Below are 15,978 nucleotides of genomic sequence, written 5' to 3' on the forward strand. Positions count from 1 at the left end.
AGTCGGCTGCTCTGCAAATATCCCCTAAAATGGCGGACAAATTGTGAGCAAATGGGCTTGATAACGATGATTCCTCCGGGAATGGATTGGCGATCGCCCCGTAGCTTTTCCCTACCGATGCCATGGCACCTCTTTTTGTTGACTCCCTCAAACAGCAGTTCCACACCTGGTTTACCCAGCAGCAGGCGACCACGGAAGAAGCTGCCGACTTGGTAGAACTCCCCGATACCCTGTCCCTCCAGTTGGCGCGTCAACTGGAAACCCTGGCGAGTCCAGAGGGCTATTGTGCGCCTGTCAAAACCTCCATTACCGAGGCCATTGAAACTTGGCAAACCAATTTAGAAGCCCCCAATAGTTTTGTGCTCCTGGGCAATCCCGTGGAGCCGCTCCCGAAAATTTTGAGTGAGAGTATTCCCCGCCAAACTTTCCCTGATCTGGAAATCCTCACTCCCCTCGCCTGTTTGCAGCGCCCCCTCCACCCCAGGCACATTAGTCAACAGATCCAAAAGGCCCTAGAGCTCTATCCCCAGATTGATCTCAGCCCAGGCGATCGCCAAGATCAGCCCACTGTGGATCAACTAGAACAACGACAAACCCTGGTGATTATTCCCTGTCTAGAGCAATGTTTTCTCCGGTGTATTGGCGGTTGGGAAGGCATCGAGACCCTCCGGGATATCACCATTCAAAATCGCCACTGTTTCTGGATCATGAGCTGTAACCATTGGGCCTGGGACTTTCTGGATTTTGTGGGACAAATCAGCGCCTATTTTAGCCATGTGGACACCCTGCCTAAGTTAAAAGGGGAAATGCTCCAGACTTGGTTAGAACCCATTGCCCAGGTGGTTTTGCCACCCCCTAACGTCCCCGAAGACCCGCCAGAGGATACGGCTGAATCAGATTCCCCTAAAGGGGAGCGTCTCGATGATTGGCAAAATCTCGCTAGTCAAGCCGACGGCACAGGTCAAATCGCCGCAAATCTTTGGCTCCAAAGCTTACGGATTCACCAAGAGCAAATCGAGCAACACCCAAACCTCCAATTTGATTTCGACGCAACAGATCCGCACCAACAGCCCCTCACCCTTGAGAGCGTTAAACCAGCTCTACCCAGTCTGCCCAGCTTAGCCAGTGGTGATCTCTACATTCTCCATTCCGTCTTGATCCATGGCCAAATTAGCCGCGCCCACCTAGCCTTGAGTTTGGGAGAATCTCGGAATCGCATCCAAGCGCGGATCCAGTGGCTCCTCCGCCAGGGGGTGTTGCGGGAAAATCAAGGGGCCCTCTCCATCCAAGCGGCCCACTATATCCGCCTCAAAAGTGAGCTGGCCAATAACAATTTTTTTGTGGGGGAAGATTGATCGATGGGAGTATCCTTTGTGCCGATGTCTGAATGGTTCACCCTCTTAGCCCAGGTTGACCCGCCTGAAAATTTATCCCAAAGACTTTTAACGGATTTCACGATCCAAAAAATCCTCCGGGCCGTGCTGGCGATCGCCATTGCCTACGGCACGATGGCCCTGATCCAAGGCACCATTAACTGGCTGTCGGAACGGGTGCCCCGGCGCTTGCGGCTCTTGATTAAACAATCAATCCCCTTCTGGAAAGGCTTGATCCTAATTTTAATCCTCGCTTATCTGCTGAATTTATTTTTTAATCTCTCCCAAAACAATCTCATCGCCCTAACCGGCACCATCGCCGTGGCCTTGGGTTTTGCCTTTAAGGATTATGTAAGCTCAATTATTGCCGGGGCCGTGGCCTTGTTTGAAGCCCCCTACCGCGTTGGCGATCGCATTAAAATTGGCGAACATTATGGCGAAGTCGTTGGCTATGGCTTGCGGGGGATTCAGCTCCAGACCCCCGACGATAACCTCGTCACCATTCCCCATAACAAAACCTGGACAGAGGCCGTTTCCAATGCCAATAGCGGCCAACTCGAAGCCCAGGTCGCCACGGACTTTTTCTTTGGCCATGGCGTTGATGTGGAGCAGGTGATCCAAATTCTCTACCAAGCGGCCTACAGCAGCAAATATACCCAGCTTAAGCTACCGATTGTGGTGGTGATGCAAGAAAAAATGTGGAGCACCCAATTCAAGCTCCGTTGCTATCCCATGGATGCGAGGGACGAATTTATCTATAAAACGGATTTAATCCGTCGCGCGAAACAAGCCTTCGCCCATCAAGGTCTGCCTTATCCGAGGCTTGTGCCCCAAACCATGGATGCCGAGGAATAAGTCTTAATTATATTGATCTAAAAATCCGCCCGTTAAAACCCGGCGATCGCCTGGGGAAAATCCAATAGAAAGCACGTGCGGTAATCATTACGGTGAGGATTGGGGTCACTAGAAACGGTAATGCTACCTTCTAAATGTTCAACAATGGTTTTCACGAGGGCGAGACCAAGACCAGTACCAGGAATGGCCTGGGCTGTGGCCCCGGTGCCCCGACGAAATTTATCAAAAATTTGGGATTGTTCTTCGGCGTGGATGGCGGCTCCATCGTTACAAAGGCGAATTTGAATCCGGGCGGGCGATCGCCCCAAATATTCAACGCTGAGGGTAACGTTACTCTTGGGGGTGGCATATTTCCCGGCATTGGTGAGGAGTTCACTCATGGCATTGAGAAACTGTTCTGGATCCGTCTCAAATTGCAATTTTGTGCTGAGAGCCTTGGGCTTAAACCGGAGGTGAAACTGGAGTTGTTTGAGGGGAGTCCAACGATCTTGGAATTTTTGCACAAGCTCTGAGAGGGCCGGGCCGATGGCGAGGCGTTGGGGTTTGAGGGCAAATTCACTGGCCTCTGCCTGTTGGAGCTGGAGCAGGTCGTGGATGAGTTTGCTTTCTCGGTTGAGTTCTTGATCGAGAATGTTTAAATAAGTCCGTTGTTTTTCTGGCGATCGCCCCGGTTGTTTGAGCATTTTAATCGCCAGCTTCATCGTTGCCAGGGGAGTATTGAGTTCGTGACTAACAGTGCTCAAAAAATCATCCTTCAAGCGATTAAGGTGCCGCAGTTGTTGAATTTGGTGCCGCATCTGTTGACTAAGTTTCGCCTGGACTTCAAGGCTCCATTTCAATTGACTCGTGCGTTCTTCGACTAGGGATTGTACCTGCCGGAGGGCCTGGTGGTGGATCATCGTGCGGCCCAATTGGTGAGCAATGCTGGCCATGGTTTGAATTTCTTCGGGGAGCCATTGTCGGGGCGATCGCTGGGCCAAAATCACAAAACCTAAGACCGGTTGACTGTGCTGGGGAGACAGTTGCCCACCCATTAACGGAGCAAAGAGTAGGCTACGAACTGGGGATCCCAGGAGAGGAGATTGCCAGGGATGGGTTGTGGTATCGGCGATCGCCCACACCAGAGGCGCTTTTTGCCAAGCCACCTGACAGAGTTCACAGTCCTGGAGCGACCATTGGGTCGGCAGCTCAGACCAGCTAGACTTAAGCTCCAAAGTATCCGTCGGATCAGGTTCCTGTCGTTGACGGAGGGGATTCGCCGATTTGAGTAAAAGGATACCTCCCTGCTCGACGCCGAAAATTGTTTGGAGTTGGGTACTGGCGGCCTGAAATAATTTTAGTGTGTCTTGAATTTCATCAATGAGCTGCTGAATTTCCCGCTGGGCCTGTTGGTACTGTTGGCAGTTGGCGATGCGGTTTTGCTGGGCCAAGATCCCAAGGGCCAACTGGAGCGGTGGACGGAGTGCCTCAAGGGTGTTTATCTGGGGTAAGGTTTGGGACTGACAACCGAGCCATAGATAACCCTGGGCCTGCTGTGCGGGGAGGGGCACAGTGGCGATCGCCTCCAGACCCTGGGCCATCAGAGCGTGGTAAGGCGTGTGACGTAAATCGGCATAGGTGCAAATGTCAGGATGAAATTCTTGGGGTAGAACAAAATTGACATCGGCTAGGTTCGTGGGCCAGGTCTCGGTGAGGCTTTGGGATGGGCTTAAATCGACCCTCAAACAAACCCAATCTACCTGTAACTGCCGGGCGATCGCCGCCGTTAAGCGGGCTAAAAGGCGTGGGGATGAGATGCCAAATTCTAAGCAGTCGTAGAGGGCAGCGGAGACCATGGTTTCGCCTGAAATATCTTGCTCTATTTTTATTCTTCCCCGTCATCCTCAGAATCATTCTCTAGGGCTTCTGACTCCACCGCCAAAAACTTTTCCAAAATAAACTGTAACTTCGGCCGCGCAATGTAGGGCCATCCCCCTTCCGTTTCCATGTCCCGCAGGATGTTGTACAGATCCCGCCGTCGTTCCGGGAGACTCGGATAAAAATAATCTTCAGAAATTTGACGATGGGTAAATTCTAGTTCGCGCAAAATCTCCAGGAGCCTTTCCCCATTGCCTTCATATTGGGCGGCGATCGCTAATAATTCCTGCTGGATACGGTCAAGTTGTTCAGAGAGATTAGCGGCAGAATCAGGGGAAACCATGGGCATCGAAAATCAAAGATAGGACAAAGTAGACCCGTCGATCTTACTATTTATTCCCGCCAAAATTTGCCAGGGAGTCGCCCATTTCTCCGGTTTTCAGGGGATCAATGCCGCTATTTTCCGATCTAACCCGTCGGGCATTCCAAAAACTTTCCTTTAGAATAGGACGAGAATATTTTCTTCAAGATCATCACCAAAAATCTCCATGTTTAAAGGGTTGTTCCGTCGTAGATTACTCGCCAGTTGCTTAATCGCCGTGATCAGTTGGCAACTTTCCCCCGCCATCAGTTGGGCCCAGGTTCCTGGTGTGACCCCCTCGATTCAACCCTACCTCGACCAAGTCATTGAAAATATCACCGAATTTACCCTCGACAATGGCTTGCAATTTATCGTGCTCGAAGACCGGAGCGCCCCCGTCGTTTCCTTTGTCACCTATGCTGATGTGGGCGGCGTCGATGAACCCGACGGCAAAACAGGGGTGGCCCACTTCCTCGAACACCTCGCCTTTAAGGGCAGTACAAACCTCGGCACCACTAACTACGAGGCCGAACAAGTCCTATTAGATCGCCTTGATCGACTCTTTGACCAAATGCAGCAGGCCAAGGAAGCTGGCGACATGGCCCAGTTCGAGACCCTTGAAACCGAATTTCAGCAGGTGCAAGCAGAAGCCAACGAATATGTCATCCAAAATGCCTTTGGCCAAGTGGTTGAAGCCGCTGGGGGGGTTGGGTTAAATGCCGCCACGTCCGCCGACTATACCCAATACTTTTACAGTTTTCCTAGCAACAAATTGGAATTGTGGATGTCCCTCGAATCGGAACGCTTTTTAGATCCTGTTTTTCGGGAATTTTATAAGGAGCGGGAGGTGATCCTCGAAGAACGGCGGATGCGCACGGACAACTCCCCCATCGGCAAAATGGTCGAAGTCTTTCTTGATACGGCCTTTTCAGCCCACCCCTACCGTCGTCCGGTGATTGGTTATGACGAAGATATTCGCAATTTGACTCGCCAAGACATTAAGGATTTCTTTGGGGAACACTACACCCCCGATAACCTCACCATCGCCATCGTGGGAGATGTAGACCCCACCCAGGTCAAAGCCATGGCAGAGGTTTACTTTGGTCGTTTTCCCAAAGCTGCAGCCTTGGAGGAACCGCCGCTTCCCGTGGAGCCGCCCCAAACAGAAACCCGTTCTGTCACCCTCGAACTCCCCAGCCAACCGTGGTACTTGGAAGGCTACCATGCGCCCCAGCTAACAGATCCAGATTATGTGGTGTATCAGATTATCGCCTCAATTCTCAGCAATGGCCGCACGTCCCGTTTGTACAAGTCCCTTGTAGAAGAGCAGCAGGTGGCCCTGAATGCGGAAGGGTTTAATGGTTTTCCGGGGGAAAAATATCCGAATATTATGTTGCTCTATGCCCTAACGGCTCCAGGAAAAACCGTAGATGATGTGGCAGCGGCTTTTGCGGCGGAATTGGAACGTTTAAAAACAGAGCCGGTGAGTCCCGAAGAGCTAGAGCGGGTAAAAACCCAAGCCCGGGCCAGTCTATTGCGATCGCTAGATTCCAATATGGGGATGGCGCGTCTGTTGGCGACCTATGAAGTGCAAACCGGGGACTGGCGGGAGTTGTTCACGGAGCTAGACCGCATTGCTGCGATTACGGCGGAGGATGTGCAACGGGTTGCCCAGAAAACCTTTACCCCAGAAAATCGCACCGTTGGGAAGTTGTTGTCGGCACCGACGGAATAGAGACGGAATAAAGGCGATCGCCTCAGAATCAAAAAATGCGGTGCGAGTACATCCCAGAGAGTTAAAGGCCTTTGCCTTTGTGTGTAGATACACTCTACTGAAACCATAGAGGTAACTTATCGTGGGTCAAAACTGACACGCTATTAATTGACTAATGAAATACAGCTAAAGTGTTTATGCACACCAATGCAAACACCTCACAGGGCTATGAGTTGTGGGGAGTGTTATGTTCAAATCACGAAATATTAAGAATAGCTACAAAGTGTCACAAACAATTCTCGAAACAGTGATTTACTGCAAGTTTAGGTGTGGTTTTAAAGTATCAGGACAAAAATTATCGATAAAACTTGCACTTTTCATAACAAATAGTAATCAAGAGCCTAGTTTATCTAGCTATTCACCACCCCACATTAACTACTTTGCCAAATAAATAAAAAGCAATCAGTCTAAGGGTAGATTTTCGATCGTCTTGAATTTTTGATGAAGAGTGATTGAAAAATAAAGTAGCTCATCTAATATGTGAAGAATATTGTTTCACTTGTTAAATAAGTTTGGATTCCCTCGGATTTTTCGGGAAGTCTACGTAAAATAGAAGCATAATTTTGGTGTGTGGGTATGAACTTCAAGAATTTAAAACAAGTCAAAGGTATTAGGGCAGTAGTCTATACTGCGATCCTTCTATCTTGTGGCCCTATCTTCGCGGCTTCAGCGAATCCGGCAGAGCATCTTCTCTCAGACTCCAGCCCGATCATAGAAAGACAAGAAAACAAAAGACGCGTCAAACCTCAGTCCGTCCCTGAGCTTGAAACTCGACAGCAGACAAGTTTAATTGCTCAATCTGGTAGTGGTGCTTCATCGACAGGCCAATCCTCGTTACCAGGAGTCACTGGTGGCGTCGAAGATACGAGTGTTTCAGAGCCTGGCTCCCCTTCTAATATTAGAAATGTTGATGAAGAATTAGAGCAACTGCTCTCTGAGCCAGACGAAGTATCGCCAGAGTCAGAAGTTGATGACGAAAGTATCGTCGGGGAAGGAGAGGATCCAGAACAAGAGCTAGAAGATATTCTTTCTGAATCAGACAATCAGAGCGAAGACACTGACGTACAAGTCATTTCTGACAGTCAGCTTCGAACGTTAAATCCCCGGTATTCCACTGTTTATCTGGACGAACTTCCTGTTTCTCACCTCTCTGACCTAGAGGTATCGACTAATATTCTCAGTGGAGATTTCACTATTCGGGACACCGGTTTCCAAATCCTGCAAAATTTAGGGTCTAGTACGAGCGCCAGTGTTGAAGATAATGTCTTAACCACAGAATTCCATGGGAATTTTCTCCAAGTCAAGACAGCCCAACAGCTTAGAGAAGTGACGACAACATTGGAAGTGCCTGTAACAATTCAGGGCTTTCGTATTCGATTTAGTCTTACTGGCTCCTGTGAGCTAGTACCTCAAGCAGGTGAAAATCCACCAGATGGTTCTATCTGCAGCTATACACCACCGGTAAGGCTTGTTTATGATGAAAATGAACCGACCAATCTAATTCCTACAGATATTCTCCTTGGGGATGACATTCCCGATGGCTATCAATTTAGAGAAGTTGTTCCTGCCTCAGATGGCGATGGTGAGCCTATCCCGGGATCCTTACTGGCTAGAATTGAAGAATTTGATGGTGATGGTTATATTGGCTCTGTAGAAACCTTGTTGGAAGGTGAGAAGCAGCTAGGCATTGATGTGGATGTACGCAATTCTGGTTTTGCTGAAGATACGAGCCGCGACCGATTTACCAGAAGATCTGAAGAAATTGATTATGTAGTGACCACTAAGGTTGCCAATGTTCGGCAAGTCATTAAGCAGAACAGCGAAGAAGCTGTTTTAGGTCGTACCGTCCGGGCGCTCAACATTATCCCCAATGATGAAAGTGTTGAGTTAGATATCGTTGCCCAGCTTGCGAGTATCTGGTTACCTGATGCAGAGCCGACTCTAGAGGGAACAGATGAGCCCTACAACGCTAATATTAACGTTAATATTTTCAGAGCAGCCGATGCAGCTAGAGTGCCGGCGAATAGCTTTGCTTGGTATCATGCGGGTATTGCTAAAGCAGAAAGTCTACCTCCATTAGCACCAGGTGAAGAGCGTAAATTCTCAGACATTCCAGTTGGTCGCTACAACGGGATCTGGCTTGGTTTATCACCGGTAATTGATCGCAGTTTTGAAGTAACCGAGAACGGAACTCGTTTTAGAAATATCTCGGCACCACGTTTAGTAGATTCTGTATTTGAAGAAGCTGGTTCAGGTGATCTCGACGAAGAGCAAATCAATGTTGATATCTTTGGTTTGTTTTTGGATGAGTTTGGAGAAGTAACAGATATCATCGACTTTGACTTTAGCGATATTCCGGATGCTTATACCCAGGTAGGTCTTGACATTTTCGAGAGAGATGCGATCGCCCCTAATACTCTTGTTTATCGTGAACGAACAAACTACATTCCCCATGTAAGTTTCACCGGAACTAAAGTTGATGCTCGCAATCGTAAGCGCTATTACACTGGTCTGCTTTGGGACTATACCGAAGGAGAATCAGGGCAAAAGTTCCGTTCTTATCTAGGTGCTGATTATCAATATCTCAACCCAGAAAGAGGTGTGCGAGCCTTTACTGGTTTGATTGGTTACATTAATCCTGACCGAGACTACTACAGTCAAGTTTGGGGTGAAATTGCCAAAACGTTTAGTTCAGCTGATAAAAATACCAGCTTTACTCTCGGCACATCTCTCGTTTATGCCATTGACCAAGCAGACGACATTGGTAACGATATTTTCGTTGATGCAGACGCCAGTAAGTTTTTATTAAGTGCCGGTGCTCGTTTTGGTTCCATCAGACTGGGTGTGGATCAAAATATTGACTTTTTCCCGAATTCTGATGATGCAAGCACAGTTTTATCCGCAGGCATTGACTTTGGAGAAAGTGTTACCTTTGCCGGTTTTTATACTCCCTACGATGAAGGCAATAATGTCGCTCTAGTGGGAGCAAACCTGGGTTTCCGCTTCGGTACTGACTACAATAGCCCAAGATTATCTCTGGGTTGGAGTCAAAATGAGTATCGATTTGATACTAATAACTTCATTGACAATCGCTACACGTTGACCTTCCGTGTTGGTCGACCTGGCAATCCGTTTGGTCCTCGGTAAGAGTCAATTTAAGTTCCTCCATTCAAAAAGCATAAAGATGGCGAAAAGTAAATTTTCGCCATCTTTATTTTTATTCTTAGTACTATTAACAAATAACAGTTTAGATATAGCAACCTTGTTATTGACAAGTTATTTTTAAGAGCTTATTTTTGTATTCCTCATTTTTAAGATCGAGGATAAGAGGATAAATTGTCTAACAACAAGCACAAAGATTAAGACACGGCCAGATAATCTGAGAGAATGTGTTTCTGGAAATTACTTACACATCGAATTTTTAACTAAGACTAAGATCTCTTTAAATTGACTTTTTTATGTCACCATTCTTAGAAATTAAAATGCCATCTGATTACGGAAAGTAAAAAATCTATTTTCTGCATCAAAGAATAGCTTGGTAATTTCTCATCTTAATCAAGCCATAAAAATAAGACTTAGACATAACATCTAAGCCTTTAAAATAATTGATTATTCAATTTCAAGAACTGAATACCTAAACCTAGGAAGGATCTTCACCAATAGTGAATTCAACAACTTCTCCTTCATCATCGAAGGGGTTTAGCTCGTTAAGTTCGATAAATACGGAGGTTTCAGAATTACCGATAGCATAACCTTGGGTAATGACAATGTCGGGACCAAAAGGAATTTGCACAGCAGCAGCACCGGTTGCAGCAGCAGCGTAGCCGTCACCAAAAGCAACGGAGCCAGAGAAGCCAGTTTGATCAGTGCCAAAACCACCGACAACTTCCTGATCTACAAAGGAAACGGAAGCAGCGAATTCAGCTTTTGCGGAAGAGGCAAAACCGAGAGAAAGAGCAGCAGCACCAGCGGCAACAGCAGCGATTTTTACAAAGTTCATTTTTGTTTCTCCAATAATCAAAATTTTGAATGTGTAATTGGATGGAGCTTATACTTAATATATAGCCCCTTACTCTAGTAAATATACCCCACTTCCCCAAAAAAACGATCATTCTTTATAAGAAATTTACGTTTAATTGTTGTGAGTAATTAATATTTTTTTTGTTAAGAATCAGTCAAGTTAACAACTACATTGAAAGCTTTTTTTTTTCAAGTATCCCAGGGAATAATCTTTACGTAAGTATAACTTTGACAGCAAGGGCAGTTGGTTTTCGTGTACTGCTTATGGGTTTGGGTTGTTAATTAGATTGTTTTTGGCCAAAAATAAAGATTGAAGTTTCCATAACACCTTGCATTTGTGAAAGTTACTAAATTTTTATATAGTCACTTATTCAAAATTTGGCGATCGCCTTTTTTCCTTTTTCTCTCCTCCTGCCTGCTGGTGATCAGCCTCAGCCTTGGATTGCAGCAACCAGCGGGAGCAATTTTTGGTCTACCCTTACCGGAAGCAGATCTAGGGGAGGTGTTGCCGAACAATGGTCAGGAGCTAATCGTCGATCGGTGTGTGTATTTGGATGGCCACTGTATTTTTAAGGTGGCGGCTCCCCGTTCGGAACTTTCGACACGGCTAAACTATATCCAAACCCAGCTCAACCGAATTAAACGGGTGTATGACGCGGAAAATGCCCCAAACATTCAAGTGATACCTGTTGGATCTGAGGGGGAAGCGAACGGTGATCTAGAAAACAATATTCAAATCCAGGTGGGAGATGATGAATCCATCCGCTTGATGACCGTGACCCGCTGGGACGCACAACTGAGTGGCGAAGATATTGAAGGACGCACCGAGCAGATTATTGGTCAGATTGAAAGTGCCTTAGACCGGGCTCAGTTTGAACGAACGGACACATTTTTAAAACAGCGGGTGGCGATCGCCATTGGTGTTGCCGTGGTGGCCTTAATCCTAGAAATTTTCGGGCGGCGCTGGCAGCGTAAACTCCACAAACAACAGGAGCGGGAAGCAGAATTTCCCCAAGGCAATACGACCCTCATTTCAATTCAACTGAGCCAACGGCAAAGCAACAACCTCCGGGAAGTCAAAGTTCGTTTGAGCCAACTGCTTCAGGGAGGCGCGATTACCGCAGCCATTTTTATTAACTTGGGCTTATTTCCCCAAACGCGGATCGCCCAGGTTTGGCTGTTGGGCATTTTTAGATATCCTCTTTGGCTCGCCTTGATTGCCCTAGTGAGTTACTTACTAATCCGGCTGAGTTATGCGTTGATTGCCAAATTTAACCAACTCCTGGCCGATGGTGCCCTCGAAGCGTTTACATTCATCACCCAAGAGTCGAACCAGCGGCTAGAACTGCGGGTACAAACCTTTTCCCAGGTGATGCGCAGCGTCGTCACCCTGATTATTTTAGTGATTGCCCTGCTGGTCTTTTTTTGGTCGATTAATATCAATATCGCGCCTCTCCTTGCTGGGGCTGGGATCATTGGTTTGGCGGTGTCCTTTGCAGCTCAAAATTTACTCAAGGATATTATCAATGGTTTTTCGATTATCCTCGAAGACCAATATGCCGTTGGTGATGTGATTAATGTGGGCTCGGTGACGGGTTTAGTTGAAAATATCAACCTGCGCATTACCCAAATTCGGGATGCAGAAGGCCGCTTGATTACGATTCCCAATGGAGAAGTGCGGATCGTCGCTAACCTTTCAAATCAATGGTCACGGGCCGATCTTAATATTCCGGTGCCCTACGAAACAGATGTCGATTTTGCCCTCAAGGTGTTGGGGGAAGTGGCCGAACAAATGTATACGGATCGAGATTGGCGATCGCGCATTATTGAAGCGCCCTTAGTCCTGGGGGTGGATAATTTCAATGAGCGGGGTATGGTGATCAAGCTGTGGATCAAAACTTTGCCCCTCAAACAGTGGGAAGTGTCACGGGAATTCCGGCGACGGGTCAAAATTGCCTTTGAAAAAGCGGGAATCATTATTCCTGTCTTCCAGAGTGATGTGTGGCTCCACGGTACAGATCAACCCTTAGAGCCTCCCCATTAAGGGCGATCGCCTTGCTCAATTCATTTTCTATAATTGAGATAAATACTTATTCCTTTTCCTTATCCAAAAAAAATGGAAATCGCCTTTCCACCGGAAATTCAAGCTTTTGTACAACGTCAAGTTCAGGCCGGAAAATACGTGAACCAATCCGCCTTAATCGTTGCGGCAGTGCAGTTACTACAACAACAGGAAGATCTTTATCAAGGTCGCCTGTTGGAATTACAACGGGAAGCACTGATTGGTTGGGATGCTCTGCAACAGGGTGAGGTGATGGACGGAGCAACTGCCCTTAATGAAATCCGACATCACATACATGAGCAGTACCGCCACCCAGAAGTATGACCGCAAGATTTCGGCTCACCAAGCCTGCCCTGAAAGATATTGAGCAAATTGCTGATTACATCGCTCGGACTGGAGGAGTCGCCCAGGCAGATCTATTTTTGGACGAATTAAACCAGAAATTAGTAAAAGTTGCTCAATTTCCGAAACTTGGCCGCCAAAGAGATGAAATTTTGCCCAGTGTACGCAGTTTGTCCCTCAAAACCTATTTGATTCTCTACTTACCAACACAGAACGGCATTGATATCTTGCGAGTTGTGAGTGGTTACCGCGATCTCACTCATCTATTTGAAAATTAGGGCGATCGCCTTCCCTTTAAATCGGTACCAGTTTCATCGTCCGAAATGACTATAATGTAACCCTTGCAGTATTTCTGATGGTTGTCCTTGACTGAGATCCAAGCCGAAACCCTTAAACTTCTCGAATGGCAACGCCTATGCCAACATTTATCTACTTTTGCCGCAACAAAGTTAGGGGCGATCGCCGCGCAGCATTTGGTTTTTCCCCAGAGCCAAGCAGACAGTGAGATTCTCCTCGCTCAAACCGTCGAAATGCAGGCCTTGGATGAAGCAGTGGACAACGGCGTTTCCTTTGAGGGGATTGGCGACATTAGTGATGCTTTGGAACGGGCCACCGTGGGCGGGCTGATCACTGGCAAAGATTTATTGCTCATTGCCACCACCCTGGCCGGAGTGCGTCGTTTGCGGCGCTTGGTGGAAAATGCGGAACTAGAACTCCCCCAACTGACGCGCCTGGTAGAGCAGGTGCGCACCTACCCGGAATTAGAACAAGATATTCACCATTGCATCGATGACCGGGGAGATGTTACAGACCGAGCCAGCCCGAAGCTCGAAGGAATTCGCGTTAAAATTAAAGGGGCCAGGGAGCAGATTTACCAAACCTTGCAGCGGATCATGCAGCGGCACAGTGGCTCGATCCAGGAAGCGGTCATTACCCAACGGGGCGATCGCTTTGTGTTGCCCGTTAAGGCAGGGCAAAAGGAACAAATTCCTGGCATCGTCCACGATATTTCTAGCACGGGCTCGACCCTTTACATCGAACCCAAGGGGATTGTGGAGCTGGGTAATCGCCTCCGCCAGGCCGTGAAACAAGAGGAGCGGGAAATTGAAATTGTCCTGCGTCAGCTCACCGAAAAAGTGGCCGAGGTAGTCGAGGATCTCGAAAAACTCCTGGCGATCGCCACCACCCTCGATCTCGCCATGACCCGTGCCCGTTACAGCCTTTGGCTCGATGGGCACCCGCCTAAATTTATTGCCTCTGATCAACCGACGGTATTGCGGCAGTTGCGCCATCCTTTGCTGGTGTGGCAAGAGAAACAAGAAGAAAGCCTGGAAGTGATGCCGATCAATGTGCAAATTCGCCCAGAAATCCGCGTCGTGGCGATCACGGGCCCCAATACTGGCGGCAAAACTGTCACCTTAAAGACTCTGGGAATGGCCGCGCTCATGGCGAAAGTGGGCCTTTTTATCCCGGCGATCGCCCCGGTGGAAATCCCTTGGTTTGACCAGGTTTTAGCTGATATCGGCGATGAACAATCCCTCCAGCAGAGTTTATCGACTTTTTCTGGCCATATTCGCCGTGTAGGTCGGATTATTGAAGCTTTAGACCAGGAGAGTCAGAATAATCTTGTGCTCCTCGATGAGGTGGGGGCCGGCACCGATCCCACCGAAGGCAGCGCCCTGGCGATCGCCCTGTTGAAATATTTGGCAGACCAGACCCAGCTCACGGTGGCCACCACCCACTACGGGGAACTGAAGGCCCTAAAGTACGAGGATGAGCGCTTTGAAAATGCCTCGGTCGAATTTGATGAATATTCCCTGCGGCCCACCTACAAGTTGCTCTGGGGGATTCCGGGACGTTCCAATGCCTTGGCGATCGCCCAGCGTTTGGGCCTAGATGCGGAGATTGTGGAAACAGCCCAGGATCTGTTGGGGAATACTAATACCAATGTCAACGAGGTGATCGCCGCCCTCGAAGCCCAGCGCCGGGAACAGGAACAAAAAGCCAAGGAAGCCGAAGCTCTCCTCAAACAGACCGAACGGTTCTATACGGAAGTTTCCAGTAAAGCCGCCGATCTCCAACGCCGGGAAGCTGAACTCAAACTCGCCCAAGACCAACAGGTACAAGCGGCGATCGCCGAAGCTAAAGCCGAGATTGCCCAGGTAATTCGCACCTTACAAAAGGGCCAACCCACCGCCCAAAAAGCCCAGGTTGCCACCGAAGCCCTGGGGGACATTGCCGCCAGCAAAATGAGTCAACCCAAACGGAAAAAACCGGGTTATCAACCGCAATTGGGGGAAAAAATTCGCATTTCTAAGCTGGGACAAACCGCCGAGGTCATTGAACTAGACCCTGACAATAAAACCCTCGTCGCCCGTTTTGGGGTGATGAAAATGTCCCTCGATTGGACAGAAATTGAATCGCTCCAGGGCCAGAAAGTCGAGGCAGAGCCCAAGCCAAAAACCCCGAAAAAACAAGCGCCACCCAAAGCAAAAACACCTGAGACCGTGACGGTGCGCACCACCCGCAATACCATCGATATCCGGGGACAACGGATGCACCAAGCAGAAAGTAGCCTCGAACAGGCGATCGCCAATGCCACTGCTGCGGGTTCCCAGGTCATTTGGATTATCCACGGCAAAGGTACCGGCAAGCTCCGGGAAGGCGTCCATGAATTTTTGAAATACCATCCCCAAATTCAGCGCTACGAACTCGCCGATCAAAAAGAAGGGGGGGCTGGCGTCACCCTGGCCTATTTTTCCTAAGAAGGCCGCATACTACAATATTTCCCTGGGAATCCTTTTGTACCAGAACACCACTCTAGCCCCAGGGACTCAATGCTCAAGCTCTTTAAACGCTACGAAAAATTAATGATTCAAATCTTGCTGGCGATGATGGCGATCGCCATTGGCTTAGCGACCCTGGATTTTGGCTGGTTCCTGTTCCAAAGTATTGCCGCCCCCCCAATACTGTTGTTAAACGCTGACCAACTGCTAGAAGTTTTTAGTCTCTTTATGCTGATCATTATCGGCATCGAACTTTTAGAGAGCATTATCAACACCTATCTTTCTAAGGGACGCCCCCATTTTGAGGTGGTTTTATCCGTCGCCATTATTGCGATCGCCCGGAAGGTAATTATCCTAGACATCAAAACCACCGATAGCGTGAGTTTATTCGGCATTGCCGCAATTATTCTTTCCCTGACGGTGGGCTATTACTTCATGAAGCAAAGCCACCCCGAAGATGGGTATTCCCCCGACCTAGATCCGACCAAAGACCAAAAACCGCCCCAGTAGCGTTCTCAAACATTGAACACGGAGCGGTAATTGACGCT

Annotated in this window: 12 protein-coding genes; 9 read left to right on the top strand and 3 right to left on the bottom strand. The window is 48.2% G+C overall.

The genetic code is table 11. The features are described from left to right. Positions 1-122 precede the first annotated feature (122 nt). Both AWQ22_RS12975 and AWQ22_RS12980 read left to right on the top strand, forming a co-directional pair. Positions 123-1,355: a hypothetical protein gene (locus tag AWQ22_RS12975; RefSeq protein ID WP_065711356.1), complete on the top strand. Its 1,233-nt coding sequence runs from the start codon at positions 123-125 to the stop codon at positions 1,353-1,355. A 24-nt stretch (positions 1,356-1,379) separates the two neighbouring features. Further along, a complete protein-coding gene (locus AWQ22_RS12980) occupies positions 1,380-2,228 on the top strand; it encodes a mechanosensitive ion channel family protein (protein WP_232321380.1) in 849 nt (282 codons plus the stop codon). A gap of 32 nt (positions 2,229-2,260) precedes the next feature. Here the strand turns inward: AWQ22_RS12980 and AWQ22_RS12985 are convergent, their stop codons facing one another. Both AWQ22_RS12985 and AWQ22_RS12990 read right to left on the bottom strand, forming a co-directional pair. Continuing rightward, positions 2,261-4,063 carry a GAF domain-containing sensor histidine kinase gene (locus AWQ22_RS12985; RefSeq protein WP_065711358.1) on the bottom strand — a complete coding sequence of 601 codons (1,803 nt, stop codon included), beginning with the start codon at positions 4,061-4,063 and terminating at the stop codon, positions 2,261-2,263. A 29-nt stretch (positions 4,064-4,092) separates the two neighbouring features. Further along, positions 4,093-4,434, bottom strand: a complete 342-nt coding sequence (locus AWQ22_RS12990; protein ID WP_030007807.1) for a hypothetical protein — start codon at positions 4,432-4,434, stop codon at positions 4,093-4,095. A 199-nt stretch (positions 4,435-4,633) separates the two neighbouring features. Between AWQ22_RS12990 and AWQ22_RS12995 the strand changes: the two genes are divergently transcribed. Together AWQ22_RS12995 and AWQ22_RS13000 are read left to right on the top strand one after the other, a co-directional pair. Further along, a complete protein-coding gene (locus AWQ22_RS12995; RefSeq protein WP_065711359.1) occupies positions 4,634-6,181 on the top strand; it encodes a pitrilysin family protein in 1,548 nt (515 codons plus the stop codon). Between the two features lie 615 nt (positions 6,182-6,796). Next, the gene (locus AWQ22_RS13000; RefSeq protein WP_065711360.1) at positions 6,797-9,367 is read left to right on the top strand and encodes a hypothetical protein; all 2,571 of its coding nucleotides are present in this window, start codon (positions 6,797-6,799) and stop codon (positions 9,365-9,367) included. Between the two features lie 493 nt (positions 9,368-9,860). On the opposite strand, the gene AWQ22_RS13005 is transcribed toward AWQ22_RS13000, so the two are convergent. Beyond that, positions 9,861-10,220: a hypothetical protein gene (locus AWQ22_RS13005; RefSeq protein ID WP_065711361.1), complete on the bottom strand. Its 360-nt coding sequence runs from the start codon at positions 10,218-10,220 to the stop codon at positions 9,861-9,863. 357 nt (positions 10,221-10,577) lie between these two features. On the opposite strand from AWQ22_RS13005, the gene AWQ22_RS13010 reads away from it, so the two are divergent. The 5 genes from AWQ22_RS13010 (at position 10,578) to AWQ22_RS13030 (ending at position 15,940) form a co-directional block, all read left to right on the top strand. Beyond that, positions 10,578-12,284 (top strand): mechanosensitive ion channel family protein, encoded by a 1,707-nt coding sequence (locus AWQ22_RS13010; protein WP_084449005.1) that lies wholly within the window; start codon positions 10,578-10,580, stop codon positions 12,282-12,284. A gap of 72 nt (positions 12,285-12,356) precedes the next feature. Continuing rightward, on the top strand, positions 12,357-12,626 hold the full coding sequence (locus tag AWQ22_RS13015) for a type II toxin-antitoxin system ParD family antitoxin (protein ID WP_065711362.1): 270 nt from the start codon (positions 12,357-12,359) through the stop codon (positions 12,624-12,626). Next, positions 12,623-12,922, top strand: coding sequence for a type II toxin-antitoxin system RelE/ParE family toxin (locus AWQ22_RS13020; protein WP_065711363.1), 300 nt, complete (start codon positions 12,623-12,625; stop codon positions 12,920-12,922). Before AWQ22_RS13015 ends, AWQ22_RS13020 begins: the two co-directional genes overlap by 4 nt. Positions 12,923-13,009: 87 nt before the next feature. Further along, positions 13,010-15,409 (top strand): endonuclease MutS2, encoded by a 2,400-nt coding sequence (locus tag AWQ22_RS13025; RefSeq protein ID WP_065711364.1) that lies wholly within the window; start codon positions 13,010-13,012, stop codon positions 15,407-15,409. A 72-nt stretch (positions 15,410-15,481) separates the two neighbouring features. Then, positions 15,482-15,940, top strand: a complete 459-nt coding sequence (locus AWQ22_RS13030) for a phosphate-starvation-inducible PsiE family protein (RefSeq protein ID WP_030007941.1) — start codon at positions 15,482-15,484, stop codon at positions 15,938-15,940. The last annotated feature ends 38 nt before the right edge of the window (positions 15,941-15,978 follow it).

Origin of the sequence: Picosynechococcus sp. PCC 7117 (assembly GCF_001693275.1) — a bacterium.
GTDB lineage: Bacteria > Cyanobacteriota > Cyanobacteriia > Cyanobacteriales > MRBY01 > MRBY01.